Raw genomic sequence first — 19,020 nt, 5'->3', positions numbered from 1 at the left:
TCTTTCCTTTCTCTGAAACAATGCGGCAGGTAAGTACGTGTCGCTCGGGTATTGGTCAGGTTTACGATGCGGTAGCGGCCGCAGCGGGCGCAGAGTCAGCGGCCTCGTTTTCCAGGATCTCATCTTCGATGTAGGCCACGCGATGGATGAAGAAGCTTGCGATCACGGAGATCGCGCAGCAGAAGATGACGTAGCACGCGATTGGCCACCACTGGCCGCCCGAGATTTCGAACAGCCAGACCGCGATGAGTGGCGCGGTACCGCCGAAGATCGCGGCACCCAGCTGGTAGCCCAGCGATGCGCCGGTGTAGCGGACCTGTGGTGCGAAGTTTTCAGCAATCAGGGTGCCCAAGATCGCGTTGACGGAGCCCCAGAGGATACCGAAGCCGAGGATGGTCGCGGCGAACAGCGCCCACGTCTCGCCGGTGTTGAGGATCCAGTAGTACGGGAACACGAGCACGATGGTGGTCATGGCGCACGCGCGGTAGAGGGCTCCGCGGTTCATGCGGTCGGAGATCGCGCCGAACACCGGCATCCAGATGGTTGCGACGAACGCGGCGGCAGCTACTGCGAGCAGAACCATGTTGTTGCGGGCGCCGAGAATGTTGGTTGCGTACGCGACGATGTAGGTTCCGAAGATGTAGAACGGACCGGTTTCAGCGGCCTTCGCGGCGATCGAAACCAGGACTGCACCCCAGTGCTTGGTGACAACTTCTTTGATCGGAAGCTTGAGCTGCTTGCCCTGTTCACGCATGCGGCGGAACTCAGGGGTGTCGTCAAGGCCGTTACGAATCCACAGGCCAATCAACACGAGCACGATCGAAGCAACAAACGGGATGCGCCAGCCCCACAGCATGAACTGGTCTTCTGGCATGAGGGTCAGGAGCGCAACCACAGCGGAAGCGAGCAACATACCGAGCGAGATACCCATCTGAGGCACCGCGCCGTAGAGACCGCGGCGGTTGCGTGGCGCGTATTCGTAGGCGAGCAGCAGTGCGCCGCCCCATTCGCCGCCGATGCCCAGGCCCTGCAGAATACGGAACAGGCACAGCAGGATCGGCGCCCACAGCCCGATCATCGAATAGTCCGGCAGCAAACCGATCGCTACGGTTCCGCCACCCATGAGGCAGAGGGTGATGAACAGGGTCTTCTTACGGCCGATGCGGTCGCCGATGTGGGAGAAGATCACGCCGCCGAGCGGGCGGAAGAAGAAGGTCAGCGAGAACGATACGTAGGCCAGGAAGGTGGCCATGAACGCGTTGTCGCTAGGGAAGTAGATCTTGTTGAAGACAAGGGCCGCGACGGTTCCGTAGATCAGGAAGTCGAACCATTCGATGACGGAGCCGCTGAGGCTTCCGAAAAGAACCCGATAGTTGAGGGGCTGTTTCTCTTGTGGTCCGCTGGCTTTGGAGCCTGCGCCGGCATTGTTGCCAGAGCTTGCGCTTGTGGCAGTTGCTGCCGGAGTCGTTGCGGCGGAGTTCTGATGCGTTGAAGGCTTCAAAGCCACTCCTGAATCTAGGTTTCAATGTAAAGAATAGGTGTGGTCAGACCATGTGGTCTAACCACAGAGAATATGACGTTCCTCACAATTGCGCAAGGGGTGGATTTCTGTGGGCCGGGCAAAGACGGCCGCGGTAGCGTCCGGAGTCAGGCTCAGGCCGAGGTTTCGGCGTAGTAGCCGCGGATGTGTTCCTTCAGCAGATCCGCGGCCGTGTCAGCCCGGCCATGGCGAGCGGCATCCAGGATCGCACGATGCTCGCTACGCAGACGCTTGGACGTCGCCTCCCAGTCGGGGAGAGCTTGGGCGCGCTCAACCGTGTGGTCTTCGATCGCGGTCCGCATCGCATCCATGAGCGTTGAGGCGAGCGGGTTATTCGCCGCGTGAGACAGCGCAACGTGGAACTGGGCGTCCAGGTTCAGGAAATCGGCAACAGGCAGAGCTGGGTCATCCATCATGTCCAGAAGCTTTTCTGCCTTCGTCCACACCGGATGCTGCGGGTCGGCGTGCTCGGGGCCAGCGTTCCGCACGGCCCAATCCTCAAGCAAGAGGCGCATCTCAAACACGTGGGGGTGCTCAACCTGGCTCGTAGCCAACTGGAGGTTCAGCGCAAGTGAAAGCGCTTGCTCAGGCGCCGCGGTAATCACGGTTCCAGCGCGAGGCCCCGACCCCGTCGAACTCCGGATAGAACCCAGCGCCTCCAGAACACGCAACGCTTCACGGATGGAACCGCGGGAAACCTTGAGGGTTTCAGCCAGGGCGCGCTCGCTGGGCAAATGGTCGCCAATGCTGAGGCGGCCCGCCGAAAGTTCGTCGGTCACCCACTGCATTACCAACTCATGAGCTTTCACGGTTGGTATCTTCTCACATCGTCATGCGGTCCCTAGCCGCCGTTACGCTGGCCGAAGCGGCGCAGACGCAACGCATTCAACACCACGATGACGGAGCTGGCTGCCATCGCGATGCCCGCGATCATCGGGTTCAGCAGCCCCATGACAGCCACCGGGAGCGCGGCGACGTTATAGAAGAACGCCCAGAAAATGTTCTGCCGGATGATGCGCAGGGTCTGCCGGGATAGTTCGATCGCGTCCGCGGCCTGCCCGAGCGAGGACCCCATGAGGGTCACGCCGGCGGCCTCGCGGGCAACATCGGTTCCGGCGCCCATCGCGAGCCCAAGATCGGCGGCTGTGAGGGCGGGGGCGTCGTTGACGCCATCACCAACCATCGCGACTTTCGCGCCGTCCGCTTGCAAGCGGCGGATCGCATCGACCTTGCCTTCAGGTTTCACACCAGCCAGCACGTTGGCCTCTGGGATGCCGACCTCGCGCGCGACCGCCGCCGCGACCTCGCGGTTGTCACCCGTGACCATCCACGGGGTCACACCCATCGAGGTGAGTCGCGCGATCGCGTCCGAGGAATCCGGCTTGACCTGATCCGCGACGCTCAGCAACGCAACGGCGCTACCGCCTGTGCCGGGATCACCGACACCGAGCGCGACCACCGTCATGCCCTCGCGTTCAAGCCGCGCAAGCTCAGCACGGTCAGCATCGGTGACGTGCATGCCGCGCTCGGCGAGCAGGTCCAGCGTTCCCACCGCGACGTCCTGACGCACACCGTTCTGGGCAACGATGCCGCTCACGCCGCTTCCGGCGTGTGACGCGAAGTCCTCGACCATGGGTTGGGAGATGCTGGCGCGGGCGGAGTTGCGGGCTGCAGCATCATCCGCGGCGACGACGATCGCGCGGGCGATGGGGTGCTCCGAGTTCCGCTCGAGCGCGGCGGCAAGAGCCAGCGCAGTGGTGGCGTTGATGTCCGCGGTTGCAGCACCGGGAAGTAGGTGCGTGCCGGTCAGCGTCATGCGGCCTTCGGTGATGGTCCCGGTTTTGTCGAGCACCACGGCGTCGAGGTGGCGGGCCTCCTCAAGAACGGCTGGCCCCGAGATGAGGATGCCGCGGCTCGCACCGTTACCGATGCCCGCCACGAGGGCGACGGGGGTCGCGAGCCCGAGCGCGCACGGGCACGCAACCACCAAAACAGTCACGGCGGCGATGAAACCACCCGAAGGGTCGCCGGCAATAAGCCACCATCCCACAAACGTCAGCATCGCTAGTGCTAAAACGATCGGCACGAAAACACCGGAGATCCGATCCACAAGCCGCACGAGCGGGGTCTTCTCAGACTGAGCCTCAGCAATCAGCCGACCCATGGCAGCCAGCGTCGAATCCTCACCCGCGGCGCTCACACGCACCAGCAGGCGGCCGGATGTGTTGATCGTCGCGCCAGTGACCTCCGCGCCGGGGCCGACCGGCACCGGAACGGATTCACCCGTGATCATCGAGGCATCCACATCGGAATGGCCTTCGATCACCACGCCGTCCGCCGCGATCTTCTCGCCGGGCCACACCAGAATCACGGTGCCGACAGCCAGCTCATCGGCCGGAACCTTACGGTGGCCGCCATCGGAATCAACCACGGTTGCGTGGCTCGCACCCAGCTCAAGTAACGCGCGGGTCGCGTCGGCCGCGCCGTGGCGGGCGCGCGCCTCAAGCCAACGCCCCAGCAACAGGAACGTGACGATGACGGCGGCGGACTCGAAGTACAGATGATGGCCGTGCATCGCGTGCACGTCACCGAGTCGGGCGTGGGCTGTCAGCGCCGGGCCGCGCAACAACTGAACCCACGAATAGATCGTCGCGGCAGTCACGCCGATGGAGACGAGCGTGTCCATCGTGGACGTCCCGTGGCGCGCGTTGATCGCAGCCGCCTTGTGGAACGGCCACGCGGCCCACGTCGCTACCGGGAGCGAAAACAGGCCAACGACCCAGCCCCAATGCTTGAACTGAAGCCCCGGGACCATCGAAATCACAAGCACCGGCGCGGTCAGGATCGCCGCGATCAGGAACCGCTTGAACAGCGGCACCCGGTAGCCCGCGGAGGAACCGTGCTCGCTTGTTGGGTCAGGGTGAGTTGGATCAGCCAACGCGGGGTCAGCCACCGGCTGGGAAGGATTCGTCGCCGGCGCTTTCTTGGGAGCCTCGACGCGCGCGTCGTAGCCTGCCTTCCGAATGACCTCGATGAGCTCGCTGTCCTCGACGTCTGCGGGCGCGGTGACTCGCGCGGTTTCAAGCGGGAGGTTGACGCTCGCGGTCACGCCGGGAAGTTTCCCGAGCTTCCGTTCAATCCGGTTGACGCAGGACGCGCACGTCATTCCGTCGATGTCGAGGGTGACAGCACGCTGCGTTTCACTCATGCGCGGGTCACCTTCGCGATGTCATAGCCGGCTTCGTCGATCGCGTCACGGATCTGATCGTCCGTAACGGAGGCGTCGGCATCGAAGGTCACGACGGAGGTGCCGCCGGTGTTGAGTGCGACGTCGACGTTGGTGACGCCGGCGATTTCGCCTAGTTCTTCTTTGACGGACGAGACGCAGTGGTGGCAGGTCATTCCGGTGACGTTCAGGGTTACAGACATTGGGGTCTCCTTCAGTGGGAGGGAAGTGCTGGTGTGTTTATGGCCGATGCGCGGCTTGGGCGAGCCGTTTAGCGTAGGAGGCGGCCGACGGCGGCGGTGACTTCGTCGACTTTGTTCGTGACGATCGCGGCGTCACCGGTGTTGAGGGATTCTTGCGCGGCGCTCACCACGCAGTGGTTGATGTGGTCGCGGATGAGCTCGAGCGAGACCTTGTGGATGGCCGAGTTCACTGACGCGACTTGGGTGAGGATGTCGAGGCAGTACGTGTTCTCCTCAACCATGCGGGAGATTCCGCGGACTTGCCCTTCGATGCGGCGCAACCGGTTGAGCAGCGCCGTTTTGTCTTGCGTGTAGCCGTGGCCCGCGTGCGGATCGTGATGCGTGGTGTCAGTCGTATCAGTCATGACCACCACTATACCCATACCCCCTAGGGGTATCTAGGGGCTGTGATGAGGTTCACCCAGAGCGGAACACATCAGAGTGTGATGCCGTCGGGCTTCAACCGGACGCCGCCGGCACAGCTACTACCACCTAAGCCGGCGGGAAGTCGCGGAACTTCTTGACGTAGTTGACCATCGCCATCGCGATATACAGCCATCGGCGAGGGCTGCGTTCAACCTTATAGAACAGCGGATTCGTGACCTTTCGAGCCTTGATGAGCGCCTTCGCCTGCTCGCCCGAGGTGCCTTTCGCGTACTTCTTCAAAAGCCACAACGGAAGCACCGTGTACAAGTGTTCGCGCGTCAGCACGCGCGTTTCGCCATCTACGCGGGAATCCGCATCGGACACCACCGGGCTGCCATCGGAGAGCCCGAACTCACCGGCATCCAGCCACTGCTGAACATACACGCGCGAAGCCGCGAGCCCCGCCGCCTGCATGTAGTAGTGGTTCCGGCCCAGGCGCGGGTTCATCTCGAACAGCTTGACCACGCCATCGCGCGGATCCAACTTGGCGTCCACCATCGCCCAACCGGTCCATCCGTAGTGCTCAACCAGGGCCTTGACGGACGGCACAATATCCGGGTTATCAGTGGTGACAATGCCCGCCGAGTTCCCCTCAACAATCGGGGAATGCTCCTCAACCACCACATTCGCGTTGGCGACAAACAGCGTCCCGGAACCGTCCTTAGCCCCGTACATCGAGCACAACCGCATGTTCTCGTCCCCGCCAGGAATCATTTCCTGCAGGATGAACGGCTGCGTGTACCCGGCCTCAGCCATGCGGCCCACCATCGTGACCACCGCATCGCGGTCCGTGAAGCGGAAAACCTTCTGCTTGCCTTCAAAGCGCGCGTTGACCCACGCCGCGGAATCAGCCGGCTTACCGATCAGCGGGAACTCAGGCAACTCAGCCGGAACAGCATCCTCCGCGCTGCCATCCGCCGCCTTGCCCGGATCAATCGCCACGGTGTGCGGGTGCGGGATCCCGAGCTTCTCGCACACCGCATAGAACTCGGCCTTATTCGCGGCCGCCGCGATGGTGCGCTCATCAGGGTAGGGGAGGGTATAGAACTCCTCGAGCGCCTCACGGTTGCGCACCAACTGCCCGATGTGGAGGTCCAGTGACCCTAGAAGCAACAGTGGTCGGCGTTGCGGGCCGGCAAGCTCGCGGCCCTGGTCGAGCAGGAACTGGACCACGCGGTCCTCGTCCGTCATGGTTCCGGCTGGTCGCAGGTCCACGATCTTGGAGTTGCTGATCGCACCGTTCGGCTCACCCGTCACGATGACCGACGTGACGCCGTAGTTCTCGTGGAATGCGCGCGCCATCGCGTAGGTTCCTATGTCGCCGCCATACAAAACGGGAACAAAGGGTTGGTTGGGGCTCACGGTCGTCACAGGATGCCTCCTCAGGTTTTGGGGCTGAAACGTGGCGCTGAATCTCGGAGTTGAATCTTGGCGTTGAACGGTGCTGGCGGCGGCGCTTTAGCGGGAGCGTGCCTGCATGTATTTATTGAACGCCCACGTGATCGGTTTGCTGATCGCGATCTCCCATTCGCCGACCATCCGGAACACATCCGCGCCCACGCCCGTCTTGAACCGGGTCAAACCGCCCGCGTGGTCGCCACCCATCTGCAACGTTGCCGTCAGGCCGCCCTGATCCAACACAACGCAGCCGCGCTCAATCGCGGCCTCAATCATCACGGCCTGCAACAGACGCGGGGCGCCAGCGTAGGCGCGGTCGAGAACCGAACCGCCGTACAGGTACCAAGACTGATTGCCATGCATGACCAGCATTGCGGTGGCGAGGTCGTGGTTTTCGTCGTCTGGGGCAGACGCGATGTAGATGCGGCACGAACCCGGTTCTTGATCGTTCAGTTCTTTGTAGAGAGTCTTGAAATACGACGCCGGGCGGGCCGTGAACTCCTGCCGCTTGGCGGTTTCATTGATCAGCGCAGTGAAACGATCGAAACCATCTGCCGGGTCTTCATGCAACACAAAACCGGCGCGCATCGCCTTGCGGGTATCGCGGCGGTTATTGCCCGAAAACGAACCCAGCACGCCATCCAGGTCCAGTTGGTTGCCGTCCGCATCCACAAGCGGAACGAGCGCGAGGTATGCGGGCTGGCCCGCTTCGAAATCCATGCCGCCACCGAGCGGGCGAGCGCCACGGGCGCGCAACACCTCGATCAGCTGCAGACCAACGTCATAGGTTTCGGCCGTCTCAAGCTCATCCAGGGTTTGCATGTTCCCGGCACCCAGAGCCTTCCGGACGTCAGCGGCATCCCACCGCTTGGCCTTGACATTCGGGCCGAAACGCAACGCGAACGCGCCACGGCGCTTCACATCTTCAACCAGCGCATCGACCACTGCCTCCGCAGGGTACTCCGACCAATCGATCACCGGACCCATCGGCACATAAGCGAGGCAACGCTTCACGACCGGCGCCCACCGCAACAAAACCAAAGCCGCGCCAACAAGCTTCTCACCGGCGTAAATACCGAGCGAAACCGAATCCCAATCCGCCTTCACCGCACCCCAAGCGGGGGTCTGCATGAAGCTCGCATCCGGGTGCTGAGCGAGGAACTCACGGTGCTCTTCAGCACTGATTTCACGCGCTTTAATCAAGGGAGCATTCAGTGGGGAAGTCGGATCAGCCATATGCCCGAGTATATCCGCAGAGCGCTCGCCGGCCGCGGACCTGCGCCCATTGACAACCGCGCCCCGCGCGCATCGGCAACCGCAGTCCCGCACTGGCCGCTACCGGGCCGCGCTTGCAACCGCTACAGTGCTTCGCGCACCATCGGCACGTGCGGGATTCCTACGTCGAGGAACTCGTCGCCGTCCACCACGAAACCGAACTGCTTGTACCAGTCGGCCAGGTGGGATTGCGCATCGAGCACGATGCGGCGCTTACCGCAACGGGCCACCGCGGTCTTCATGAGCGTATGCCCGATGCCCTGGCCGCGGCGTTTGCTGTGGACCGCAACCCGGCCGATGCGCTTGGTTTGCTGCGCCGAACCCGCCCCGTTAGAACCCGCGGCGCCGTTACCCGACGCGTTACCACCAGGGTTGAAGATGTTGATGCTCTGCGCATCCCCCAGTAGTCGTAGGCCGAGGCCGGTGCCTTTCGGTTTTTCGTTCATGATCCGCAGGGTCGCGAACACGACCCCGGCGCCGTCTTCGACCCACAAGTGTTCGGTGGTGTCTTCGAGGTCATCGAGGTCCTGGTCGGCGTAATTGCATTCCTGTTCGACGATGAAAACGTTCTGCCGCAACGTGGAAATGCCGGCCCACGTGGGCGCGTCCATCGAACGCAGGTTCCCTACGAAAGCGAGCAGCCCTTCCGGAAGATCGAGGGCACGAAGGTGAGTGGACACGGAACCTCCACGTGAAGAAATGGGTTCTAAACAACGATGCGGGGTGGGGTTTCGTGCGAAACCCCACCCCCTTACGTTATCGGCTACCCCGCACAACGATGCGGCTGACACCTAGCGGTGCGTTAGGCGTTGACAGTTTCCTTGTCCGCACCTTCCGTGCCTGCATCCTTGCGTGCATCCGCGGCGCGCTCTGCGGCGGCGATCTCTTCGCTGAGGGACTCGCCTTCAACGTCCACGTTCGGCAAGACCTTGTCGAGCCAGCGCGGGATGAACCACGCGTGCTTGCCGAGCAGCGTCATGATCGCTGGCGTGATGGTCAACCGGACCACGAACGCGTCGAACAGCACACCGAACGCGAGAGCGAAACCGATCGGCCTGATCATCGCGAGTTCGGAGAAGATGAAGCCCGCGAACACGGAGATCATGATGAGCGCCGCGGCCACCACAACTGGGGCTGCGGACTTCATGCCCTTGCGGACTGCCGCGCGAGGGGAGGCGCCGTGTACGAATGCTTCGCGCATCGCGGTCACGAGGAACATCTGGTAGTCCATCGCGAGGCCGAACAAGATACCGGTCAACAGGATCGGCAGGAAAGACATGATCGGGCCAGGCGTATGGACGCCGAACAGTTCACCGAGCCAGCCGAGCTGATACACCGCAACCGTCGCGCCGAACGCGGCCGCGAGCGACAGCAGGAAGCCGAGCGTCGCGATGAGCGGAACGACGATCGAGCGGAATACGAGCAGCAACAGCACGAGCGACAATCCCACTACGATCACGAGGTACGGCGGCAGAGCTTCAGCCATCTTCTCGGACACGTCGATCATCGCGGTAACCTGACCAGTCAACGCAAGCTTGGCGCCCGTAGCGTTTTCAATCTCCGGTTCGGCCGCGCGGATCCGGTCAACCAGGTCAACGGTCTTCTCATCGGCAGGGCCGGTGGTTGGGATGATCTGGAGCAGGCCGTAACGGTTGTCATCAGTCTGCTGGGTAGGGGAAGCGGCGATCACGCCGTCGAATTCGCGGACCTTCTCTGCGGTTTCGTAGAGCGCCTTCTGTGCTTCAGCCTCCGATGCGCCCTCTGGCAGAGTCACGAAACCGAGGATTGGGCCGTTGAATCCGGCACCGAAATCGTCGGCGATCTTCGTGTAAGCAACCTGCGCGTCCGAACCGTACGGCTCCGACGCGCCATCTGGCAGGGCGGTCGTGAGCTTGGTCGATGGGATCGCGATGACCCCGAGCAGCAGCACACCAACGAGCGCTGCGAGCCACGGCTTACCCGTCGTGAAGCGAGTCCAGCCGGTGTGGTTGCTGTGGTCCTTCGCGTCCTCAGCGCCTGCGGCAGCCGCGCGAGCCGCGCGCTTCTCTTGCTTCGCATCGAAAGCCTTCTGCGCACGCTTCGAAACGAGGCGCTTACCGATCAGCGAAAGCAACGCCGGGGTCAGCGTGACCGCGATCAGTACAGCCAACGCGACTGTTGCGGCAGCGGACAAGCCCAGAATCGAAAGGAACGGCAGGCCCGGAACCACCAGCGCGACGAGCGCAATCACAACCGTCAAGCCAGCGAACACAACCGCGCTACCCGAGGTGCCAACGGCAAGGCCAATCGATTCCTTGACCTCAACGCCCTGCATGAGCTGGCGGCGGTGGCGGTGAACGATGAACAGCGTGTAGTCGATACCCACAGCCAAGCCCAACATGAGGGCGAGCGCCGGGGTGATCGAAGCCATATCCACCACCGAAGAGAACGCGAGGGTACCCGCGACACCCGCGCCCACGCCGAGGACCGCTTGCAGAAGCGGCAGGCCGGCACCCACGAATGTGCCCATCATGATGAACAGCACGAGACCTGCAATAACCAGACCGATGACCTCTCCGATGCCGAAGATGCTGTTGAGGTCAGAGGAGATTTCGGTGGACGGGTAAACCTCAACACCCAGGTTTTCGACGCTGTGAAGCTCGCTCAGCAGGTGATCGCGCTTTTCGGACTCCATGGCTTCCGCCTGGCCTTCGAACTGCATGTGAGCGATAGCGGTAGCGCCGTCGTCAGAGACGAACTTCATGCCTTCCGCGGATTCGGCTTGCCGCTGGCCTTGAGCCAGATCGGCGCGGCCTTCCTCGAGCTGCTTCTTACCTTCGTCGAGTTCTTTCTGCTTAGCTTCGAGCTCAGCGCGCCCCGCATCGAGTTCCGCCTGCTTGGCCTTCAGGCCAGCTTCTTGCCGCTTGAGCGCCTGGATGGTTCCCTGCGCCTGCATGTACTCCGGGCTCTGGGTCATGCCAGCCGCTTCGAGCTGCTGCGCGGCCTCTTCGGCCTGCTTCAGGCCGTCCTCGAGCTGCTTCTTGCCGTCGTCGAGTTGTTTCTGACCATCTTCGAGCTCTTTCTTACCGGCATCCAGTTGTTTCTGGCCATCGGCAAGTTTCTTCTCGTTCTTCTCGAGCTCTTTCTTGCCCTCCGCGATCTTCGCGCCGGCGTTAGAGATCTCTTCTTGGCTCTTGAACGGGTTGACCGCGGTGAGCACGGTCTTGTCGTCCTCGAGGCCCTCGAGGATTGAGGCTACCTTCTGCTTCTGTTCAGCCGTGAACTTTTCGCCGTTCTCGGTCGCGAAAACGACCGAGCCGGTGCCGCCGCTGAAGTCAGGGAAGACCTCTTCAACCTGGTCGAGAGTCTTCTGGGTTTCGGTTCCTGGGATCGAGAACTGGTTGGTCAGTTTGCCCATGAAAAGAGCCGCTGAACCTCCCAAAAGTCCAATGATCACTAGCCAGGACACGATGAATGCCCAAGGGCGCCGCGCTGCTAGCTTGGCGAGTTGGTAGAGCTTATGTGCCATATTCTCGTGATTCCTCGCAGAGGTTGGGGTTGAAAAACGTGTGGATTTAGGGGTTGGGACGCGCTTGGGTTGATGCGTTCAGTGTCACCGGGTTGCCGGGTGTCCCACTTTGAACGCCTCATAGATTTCTTCGCGTTCATCGTTGGTGAGCCAGTCCGGCCACTCGGGGTGGTCGGTGCCAGTGTCCGATGTGGGCAACATTCTTGTCGGTGAGACCAGTGATACGGCCCGGCCGATGTCGCGACGCAACACCTCGACGTCCGCCTTGGTCGGGCTGTGGGAGAGCGCAGCGGCCCAGTGTTCGAAGGCCACTTGAGCGGCGGAAACCGCGGCTCTGACTTGAACCTCGGCCACGAACCGCGCTTTCGGCGAAAGGTGCCGGGTTGGCTCCAGGAGCTGAGTGACGCTGTTTTCCCACGTGCGCAACGATTCGGCTCGAAGCTGGGCTGATGCGCGAGTCAGCAAGAGTGTGCGGGTTGCAGGGATCAGCAGTTCAAGCCGTATCGAAGCAGCGAGCGCTTGCGCGTAGTCAAGCGGTTCTCCGGCCTCGATGTGCTGGTCTTCAGACGCCGGGGCAGAATCAGGGTCGGCGGCGGGATCGGCAGAACCGCCGTTCGTGTCGGTGATTCGTCTAGGAGCATCCTGAATCATTACCGTCAGCGGATAGTGCACCGCTTCAGCCAGTGAGCTGAAGTAGTTGAAGAACGTCCGGCGGGAAATCCCTGCCCGCTCAGCGACCGCATCGACAGTGACGTCTTCCCATTCGATTTCCTCGCCGAGATCGAGGCATGCGTTCACAATCTTCTCGGTTGTGGCCATGCGGTTGAGCTCACGCCTACCGAGCGCTTTAGCTGCTTCATCGTGACGTGATGCAGGAATGTTGGTCATACAACCCATTTTACCAATATGTGCACGCCGTGCAAATATGCTCTGAATGCAAATATGCCCTGCATGCAAAATCGTGTCATGTATGTGTAATGTGCGTGCCGCGTAGGCATCGACCCCGTCGCGAAACCGTTCCGATCAAGAAAATCCGTAAATAACTGGCGCTCAAAATCATCAAGCCCATAGACTTCCTGTGTTCCGGAGGCCGCCGGGCGCGATCAACGCGCATACTCCGGAACCTGACGCTTGCTGAGGAGACGCATGCGCACGCAAACACACAACACTTTCTCCCGCACCTGGATTGTGATCCTGTGCTGGTTCACGGTAGCCCTCGAAGGCTTCGACCTCGTGGCGCTCGGCGCCACGACCCCAATCCTCACGGACCCAGCCGCACCACACGCGGGCCTCACCACCGAAACCATGACGGTGGTCGCAACCCTGTCACTCGTAGGCGTGGGCCTCGGCGCCGTCATGATCGGTCCACTCAGCTACCGATGGGGTCGCCGCCGCACCCTCCTGGCGTGCGTAGCCCTCTTCAGCATCTTCACGATCGCGATACCGCTCCTGCCCACCTGGGCCCTCATCGCGCTCTTCCGGTTCATCGCCGGCCTCGGCCTCGGCGCATCGATGCCTGTTGCACTCACCGTCATGCAAGAAACCATGGCAAGCGGACGCCGGGCACACGCAACCACCGTGACCATGACGGGCTACCACGCCGGCGCAGTCGGAGCATCCCTCGTCGCGCTCGCCGTCGCGGACGCATGGCAGTGGGTCTTCTACATCGGTGGCGGCCTCGGCATCCTCGTGCTGCCGCTGATCTACCTCTACTTGCCAGACCACAGCTCCGCCGAGGAAGCCGACGCAGCCGCCGCGGCCGAGGCGGAAACCAAGCCAGGCATCACCGCCCTCTTCACCAACGGACGCGCACGCTCCACCATCGCGATGTGGATCGCATCGTTCATGGGCCTGTTGCTTGTGTACGGCCTGAACCAGTGGCTACCTAAGATCATGGTCTCCGCCGGATACCCCGTCGCTGACTCACTCGTGATGCTGTTCGTGACCAACGTCGGCGCCGTCATCGGCCTGCTGATCGGCGGCGCAACCGCAGACCGCTTTGGCGCCCGCGGATCCATCGCCGTGTGGTTCCTGCTCGCGGCAGTCTTCCTGCTTTCGCTCGTCATCCGTTTCAACAGCGGCTTCGTGCTCAACGCGTTCCTGCTGGTCACGGGCGTATTTGTGTTCTCGGCCCAGGTGATGATCTACGGGCTCGTCGGCTACATCTATCCAGCCCACCTCGTGTCTACCGGCATGGGCATGACCGCCGGCATCGGGCGCTTCGGTGCCATCATCGGCCCCGCCATCACCGGTTGGATGATCAGCACAGGCAACGGCTACCCAGGCGTCTTTATCTTCTATGCGGTCGCGGCTCTTCTGGCTGTCGTCATGGTGCTCCTCATCCGGAAACCCGAACAGCCAAGTGCCAAGCGAAACTCAAGTGCCAACCGAAACTCACGTGAGACAATGACGCAAGAGTAAATAATGACGCAAGAGAAGCCAGCGCAAAACTAGCAGGGCAAAACTAGCCGCGTGACCCAAGCGCGGCGTCACGGGGGTACGTCACAGTGTTCGTCAAGATCTGTGGGCTGACCACAGCCGAAGACTCACGCCACGCCGTGAGATCCGGTGCAGACGCAGTCGGGATCGTCCACTACGAACCCAGCCCCCGCCACGCAGACCACGAGCAGTCCTTGCGCGTAGCGGAAACGGCGCGGGAAGCCTTCGCTGAGCATCAGCGTCCCGCGCACATCGTGCTGGTTGTTTTCGATACCCCGGCGGTTGCAGCGGCATGGGACGCGATCGAGATCGGCGCGAACGTGTTGCAACTCCACGGGAACTACGGGGCCGAAGACGTAGCCGCGGCACGCGACGTTTTCAGCAAAGCTCCCGAGCTGGGCGCCGAGTACGCGCCGCGGCAAGTGTGGTGGGCGACCTCCCTCAAACACCATCCGCACGTTGAAAGCGGGCAGAGCGGCGAAGACGTTCTGCTGATCGACGCCGCTGTCCCGGGCTCAGGAAGCACGTGGGACCTCGCGGCGCTCGAACACGCTAAGCTCGCGGAACCGTGGCTTCTGGCCGGCGGCCTCAACCCCGACAACGTCGCGCAAGCCATCACCGATGCACAGCCGTGGGGCGTGGACGTTTCCTCCGGCGTGGAATCTGAACGCGGCATCAAGTCGATGAACAAGATCGCCGAATTCATCCATAACGCCAAGACCGCCCACGCCCGCCTCAACGCCGGTTTCCACGCCGCGCACGCCCCGGAACACGGCGCTGGCGTAGATAAGGCCAGCGCAGAGGACACCGACGCGGAGGGCCGAGCATGAGCCCGCTGACCAAGCCAACAGCCCCTGTGAGGTCCGCGGTGGTCGTCGACCACGTGTCCAAAAGCTACGGCGAGGGTGACGCCCGTGCGGTCGCCCTCGACGACGTCTCATTCGATGTGAACCCCGGCGAACTCGTAATGATCACCGGGCCATCAGGCTCGGGTAAGTCCTCCATCTTGTCTCTCATGGGTGGACTGCAGCGTCCGGATTCCGGCCGCATCCACATCGTTGGCACCGACCTTTACGGCTTGAACCGCACGCAGTCCGCGCGTTTGAGGCGCCGAGCCATCGGCTTTGTGTTCCAGGACCACAACCTCATCAGCATCCTCACGGCGGCAGAGAACGTCGCGCTGCCGCTCGAGCTGGATGGTGTGCGGCCGCGTGCCGCGCGGAAAGCGGCGCTTGAAGCGCTCGACGCGGTGGGTCTGAAAGACGCGGCAGACCGTTGGGTCATGGAGTTGTCGGCAGGGTATCAGCAGCGGGTAGCGATTGCCCGCGCGATTACGGGCGAGAAGCGTGTGATCCTCGCGGACGAGCCCACGGGCGCACTCGATCAAGCCGCGAGTACAGAAACGATGAGATTGTTGCGGCAGCAGGCTGCTGCGGGCTCCGCGGTGATCGTGGTGACGCACGAACCGGAAACGCTACCGTGGGCTGACCGCGTGATTGAGCTCAGCGACGGGAAGATCGTGTCTGACACCACCGTCGTCGCCTCCGCCGGCACCTCCGCCGGTGCCACCGGCGCAGCCGACACCGCCTCCACTGACGCGGAACAGTCCACTGCTTCGCTGTTTGACGATGACGTCCTGCTGGGTGGAACCGAGTGAAGACCACAGAGTCCCGCTCACTGACCGTGGCTAACCCGCGCCGCAGTTTCAAGTACAGCGCGTGGCGGCTAGCCAAGCGCATCATCCGCAGGAATCCGTTGCGGCACGCGATCATCGCGTTCCTCATCGCTATCCCTGTGCTCCTGGTGGGTGCCATCGGAACCCTGTTTTATTCAGCGAGCAAGCCTTCGCCGACTGAGTACGCGAACCGGGTGTTGTCGGGCTTCGATGGAGTGCTGATTGACCCGTCTGATCCGACGTTCAACGCCGCTCAGGCCATGACTCTCAACACGGGCGGGGGTTCTGAATCTGATGCGGCGCCCCCTGGACCGAACCCGGAGGAGGGCGAGCGTTCCTCAACGTTCCCTGCCCCCGCCAATCCGAACATCCGGCTCAACGCCCAGAAACTGGCGGGCATGGGTATCGACGCGGAACAGGCCGCGAAAGAAGCCCGCAATCATGCGCTGTGCGGCGAGCCTCCGTGCGACCTGACGGCCGCGATCCCGCCGGGTGTTTCCGTCACGACCGTTGAGACGGTCTCGGTGGACCTACTCGGTATGGGGCAGTATTCGACGGTTCAGACGGTGATCGCGGATTTCCGTAACTCTAAACTCCTCGGCAAGGACGGCCGCTTCACTCTGCTCAACGGCGAGGTCGCCGACCCAGAAGCGGACGAGGTCATGGTGACCCCGCAGCTTGCGAAGCTCCTTGACCAGGCGCGCGAGCGTGCGGAGGCGCGCGGCAAAAGCACTACAGCCGAGGGCCAGGTGGGCATCCTCGACCCGAGCCGCACTGGCCAGGAGGGGACGTATCAGACGTTCACCATCTCGGGCCAGCTTTCGGATAATGCTGAAGGTTGGCCGCAGCTGAGCAACATTTTGCGGCTTGAACCGAGCTCTGTGCCGACGTTGTTCGTGCAGGAGGGCAGCGCGATTGCGAAGAAGCTCTCCGGTAAGGGCACGCAGCGCTTGTATTTGAGCGGCGACGTCCCGGACACGTACGCGCAGTTCCTCGCCTATGACCGCGCGGAGGTCCCTGCGCTGTTCCGTCCAGTGGTGGATGAATTTGGCCATTCGACGGATAAGAAGCCGTTCGATGTGCGCTATCTGCTCAGCAGTGTGATGGGTACGGAGCAGGCACTCCCCGTGGGGATTTTGGCGGTCGTCGCGTTCTCTGAAGCGATTGTCTTGAGCGGTTTCGCGTTGACGATTTCTGTGCGCCGTCAGGGCACGTTGCTGCGTCAGCTGTCGACGATGGGCGCTGAGCCTGGCGTTTTGCGTCGCGTGGTGCTGTTGGTGGGTATCGCATGCGGCACTGTGGGTGCTGTGCTGGGTGGCGCTGTGGGCGCTTTGGTGGGTTGGCTGTGGATTGGTGCGGCTGAGGCGCGGCATGTTGCTGTGTTTGGTCCGCATGTTCCGTGGGTTGAGATTCTCTCTACCGCGGTTTTGGCTTTGCTGGCGGCGTCTGTGACGTCGTGGTGGGTTGGTGTCAGGGCTTCGCGCCGTGTGTTTGCCAATGCGTCGGCGGCGGCTGAGGTTCAGCCGGTGCGTCCGTTGAGTCAGTGGGTCGGCTGGACGTTGCTGATCACTGGTTTGATTGCGTCCATCGCGTTGACGATCCGTGGCTTGTCGATTGAGACCGATGAGCAGTTGCAGGGCGCGCGGGTCATGTTGGGTGGCAGCCAGCTGTTGGCGATGTTCTTCATGCTTGCTGGCGTCATGTTTTTGATCCCATCGATGGTGAGTTCGTTCTCTAAGTGGGACCGCCATCTGCCGTTTGCGTTCCGTCTTTCGGTGCGTGACCTTAGCCGTCGTCGGGGCCGTTCTGTCCCGGTTTTGGCTGTGGTTGTTTCGATCACGGTGGTGGGTGTGTGTGGGATTGTTTTGCTTGCGGTGACGAAGGCGTCGTTGATTGCGTCGTCGATGGATGCGTTGGCTCCGGATGATCGCACTGGTTGGGTTGCGGTGGACGACCGGACGACGCTGGAACGTAAGGCGTTGACGCAGGGTCAGGTTGAAGGCCGCACGATCACGGTCGAGCAGCTGGCGTCGAGCGAGGGCATTTACGCGGGTGGGGCGGCGGGCGTTCACACGAAGATCGCTGATATCGCGCAGGTTCCAGGGGCTCCTCAGGCTGAGCGTGGCTGGGAGGTGTATCAGCCGTTGCCGACGTGCGCTACGCAGTTCTCTAGTTCGTGTACTGAGCTGTACCCGCTGTATCCGGAGGGCAGTCTGTGCAGTTTGCCTATCCCTACGAGCCCGACTCTTGAGGGTCGCGTGGGTGCGTTGTCGAAACAGGTTGGCGAGCTGACTCGTGAGCAGAAGTCTAAGTGTGGCGGTAGCGCTACGGGCGTCGTGACTGCTGTTGATTTGAATTATCCGACGCAGACTGTTGTGGTCGTGGATCCGGAACGTCCCGAGACGATGCCGAGCCCGCTGTGGGGCGAGGATGAGGCCGCTGAACGGGCTTTGCGTGAAGGGCAGGCGCTGGTTTTCGACCCGCAGTATGTTGCTGCGGACGGAAAGATCCGTTTGGGCGAGTTCAGCATGAACCCGGCCGACGAAGGCATCGACGTGGGTGAGCATGCTGACACCGAGGTTGGTGTTTCGTCTCTGAATATGCGGTGGCCGCTCTGGGCCCCGATGACCGAGCATCGCCTCCAGGCTCACGTGTATCAGTCGAAGGGTGTGGGTGCGCGCCCGATCGTTGTGATTCCTTCGTCTGCGCTTGAGGGGACGCATCAGCGGATGGGCTTGGGCGGTTTGCTTGTGAAGTTCAGTGCCCCGATCACGGATGCACAGACTCAGCTGGTCAACGAGGAGTTGTCGTCTTCTAATTTGCAGATGGATACGAACGCGAATCTGCAGCCGGTTGCGGATCCGTTCATATGGCCGGTCACGGGTGCCGCGGCGTTGATGATCATCACGCTGGCGTCGCTGACGGCTGGGATTGGGGTCACGGATGCGCGGCGTGATCAGCTGTTGGTTTTGGTGATGGGGTCAACGGGTGTTTTGCGTCGTGGGTTCTCTGCGATTCAAGCGTTCCTGCTTTCCACGTTGGGCGTGGTGTTGGGTATTGCGGTCGCTTTGCCGCCGCTGATCGGGTATGGCCTGGTGGAGCTCTATACGCTCAGCTGGATTCCGTGGCCGCAGCTTCTTGCGTTGTTGCTCGCTGTTCCTGTGGGGTCCACGCTGGTTGGGTGGCTCTTGGTTCCGCGTTTGCCGTTGCAACGCGTGTAGACCTCGGATGCAGACGCAAGCGGGCCCGCCGGAGTGATTCCGGCGGGCCCGTTGCTTTAGATGCTGATGT

Annotated in this window: 14 protein-coding genes; 4 read left to right on the top strand and 10 right to left on the bottom strand. The window is 62.3% G+C overall.

The window, feature by feature from the left end:
• Positions 1-61: 61 nt before the first annotated feature.
• The 10 genes from CAY35_RS07010 to CAY35_RS06965 all read right to left on the bottom strand — a co-directional run bounded on the left by CAY35_RS07010 (position 62) and on the right by CAY35_RS06965 (position 12,503).
• A complete protein-coding gene (locus CAY35_RS07010; RefSeq protein WP_109303963.1) occupies positions 62-1,501 on the bottom strand; it encodes an MFS transporter in 1,440 nt (479 codons plus the stop codon).
• A 152-nt stretch (positions 1,502-1,653) separates the two neighbouring features.
• A complete protein-coding gene (locus tag CAY35_RS07005; RefSeq protein WP_109303931.1) occupies positions 1,654-2,328 on the bottom strand; it encodes a FadR/GntR family transcriptional regulator in 675 nt (224 codons plus the stop codon).
• A 53-nt stretch (positions 2,329-2,381) separates the two neighbouring features.
• Positions 2,382-4,748 carry a heavy metal translocating P-type ATPase gene (locus CAY35_RS07000; protein ID WP_109303930.1) on the bottom strand — a complete coding sequence of 789 codons (2,367 nt, stop codon included), beginning with the start codon at positions 4,746-4,748 and terminating at the stop codon, positions 2,382-2,384.
• On the bottom strand, positions 4,745-4,969 hold the full coding sequence (locus tag CAY35_RS06995) for a copper ion binding protein (protein WP_109303929.1): 225 nt from the start codon (positions 4,967-4,969) through the stop codon (positions 4,745-4,747). The genes CAY35_RS07000 and CAY35_RS06995 overlap by 4 nt, the downstream gene beginning before the upstream one ends.
• Before the next feature lie 68 nt (positions 4,970-5,037).
• A complete protein-coding gene (locus tag CAY35_RS06990) occupies positions 5,038-5,373 on the bottom strand; it encodes a metal-sensitive transcriptional regulator (RefSeq protein ID WP_109303962.1) in 336 nt (111 codons plus the stop codon).
• 127 nt (positions 5,374-5,500) lie between these two features.
• Positions 5,501-6,805: a carboxylate--amine ligase gene (locus CAY35_RS06985; RefSeq protein WP_109303928.1), complete on the bottom strand. Its 1,305-nt coding sequence runs from the start codon at positions 6,803-6,805 to the stop codon at positions 5,501-5,503.
• An 87-nt stretch (positions 6,806-6,892) separates the two neighbouring features.
• On the bottom strand, positions 6,893-8,068 hold the full coding sequence (locus CAY35_RS06980) for a lipid II:glycine glycyltransferase FemX (RefSeq protein ID WP_109303927.1): 1,176 nt from the start codon (positions 8,066-8,068) through the stop codon (positions 6,893-6,895).
• A gap of 122 nt (positions 8,069-8,190) precedes the next feature.
• Positions 8,191-8,787, bottom strand: coding sequence for a GNAT family N-acetyltransferase (locus tag CAY35_RS06975; protein WP_109303926.1), 597 nt, complete (start codon positions 8,785-8,787; stop codon positions 8,191-8,193).
• A gap of 122 nt (positions 8,788-8,909) precedes the next feature.
• The gene (locus CAY35_RS06970) at positions 8,910-11,504 is read right to left on the bottom strand and encodes an MMPL family transporter (RefSeq protein ID WP_258265685.1); all 2,595 of its coding nucleotides are present in this window, start codon (positions 11,502-11,504) and stop codon (positions 8,910-8,912) included.
• A 195-nt stretch (positions 11,505-11,699) separates the two neighbouring features.
• Positions 11,700-12,503 (bottom strand): TetR/AcrR family transcriptional regulator, encoded by an 804-nt coding sequence (locus CAY35_RS06965; RefSeq protein ID WP_181377517.1) that lies wholly within the window; start codon positions 12,501-12,503, stop codon positions 11,700-11,702.
• A 258-nt stretch (positions 12,504-12,761) separates the two neighbouring features.
• Here CAY35_RS06965 and CAY35_RS06960 point away from each other — a divergent pair, with 258 nt between their 5' ends.
• From CAY35_RS06960 to CAY35_RS06945, 4 genes are all read left to right on the top strand, one after another.
• Positions 12,762-14,036 carry an MFS transporter gene (locus tag CAY35_RS06960; RefSeq protein WP_109303923.1) on the top strand — a complete coding sequence of 425 codons (1,275 nt, stop codon included), beginning with the start codon at positions 12,762-12,764 and terminating at the stop codon, positions 14,034-14,036.
• An 86-nt stretch (positions 14,037-14,122) separates the two neighbouring features.
• The gene (locus tag CAY35_RS06955) at positions 14,123-14,884 is read left to right on the top strand and encodes a phosphoribosylanthranilate isomerase (protein WP_109303922.1); all 762 of its coding nucleotides are present in this window, start codon (positions 14,123-14,125) and stop codon (positions 14,882-14,884) included.
• Positions 14,881-15,711 carry an ABC transporter ATP-binding protein gene (locus CAY35_RS06950; protein ID WP_109303921.1) on the top strand — a complete coding sequence of 277 codons (831 nt, stop codon included), beginning with the start codon at positions 14,881-14,883 and terminating at the stop codon, positions 15,709-15,711. The genes CAY35_RS06955 and CAY35_RS06950 overlap by 4 nt, the downstream gene beginning before the upstream one ends.
• Positions 15,708-18,950, top strand: coding sequence for an FtsX-like permease family protein (locus CAY35_RS06945; RefSeq protein WP_109303920.1), 3,243 nt, complete (start codon positions 15,708-15,710; stop codon positions 18,948-18,950). Before CAY35_RS06950 ends, CAY35_RS06945 begins: the two co-directional genes overlap by 4 nt.
• Positions 18,951-19,020: the final 70 nt, after the last annotated feature.

The organism is Pseudoglutamicibacter cumminsii (assembly GCF_003143995.1).
In the GTDB taxonomy this organism is placed as follows: Bacteria; Actinomycetota; Actinomycetes; order Actinomycetales; family Micrococcaceae; genus Pseudoglutamicibacter; species Pseudoglutamicibacter cumminsii_B.
This window is presented reverse-complemented; position numbering and strand designations above follow the sequence as displayed.

What these genes read in the sequence shown, in the direction of transcription:
- CAY35_RS06995 (WP_109303929.1), bottom strand. Translation starts at nt 4,969, where the DNA reads ATGTCTGTAACCCTGAACGTCACCGGAATGACCTGCCACCACTGCGTC.
- CAY35_RS06960 (WP_109303923.1), top strand. Translation starts at nt 12,762, where the DNA reads ATGCGCACGCAAACACACAACACTTTCTCCCGCACCTGGATTGTGATC.
- CAY35_RS07005 (WP_109303931.1), bottom strand. Translation starts at nt 2,328, where the DNA reads ATGCAGTGGGTGACCGACGAACTTTCGGCGGGCCGCCTCAGCATTGGC.
- CAY35_RS06990 (WP_109303962.1), bottom strand. Translation starts at nt 5,373, where the DNA reads ATGACTGATACGACTGACACCACGCATCACGATCCGCACGCGGGCCAC.
- CAY35_RS07000 (WP_109303930.1), bottom strand. Translation starts at nt 4,748, where the DNA reads ATGAGTGAAACGCAGCGTGCTGTCACCCTCGACATCGACGGAATGACG.
- CAY35_RS06980 (WP_109303927.1), bottom strand. Translation starts at nt 8,068, where the DNA reads ATGGCTGATCCGACTTCCCCACTGAATGCTCCCTTGATTAAAGCGCGT.
- CAY35_RS06950 (WP_109303921.1), top strand. Translation starts at nt 14,881, where the DNA reads ATGAGCCCGCTGACCAAGCCAACAGCCCCTGTGAGGTCCGCGGTGGTC.
- CAY35_RS06965 (WP_181377517.1), bottom strand. Translation starts at nt 12,503, where the DNA reads ATGACCAACATTCCTGCATCACGTCACGATGAAGCAGCTAAAGCGCTC.
- CAY35_RS06970 (WP_258265685.1), bottom strand. Translation starts at nt 11,504, where the DNA reads ATGGGCAAACTGACCAACCAGTTCTCGATCCCAGGAACCGAAACCCAG.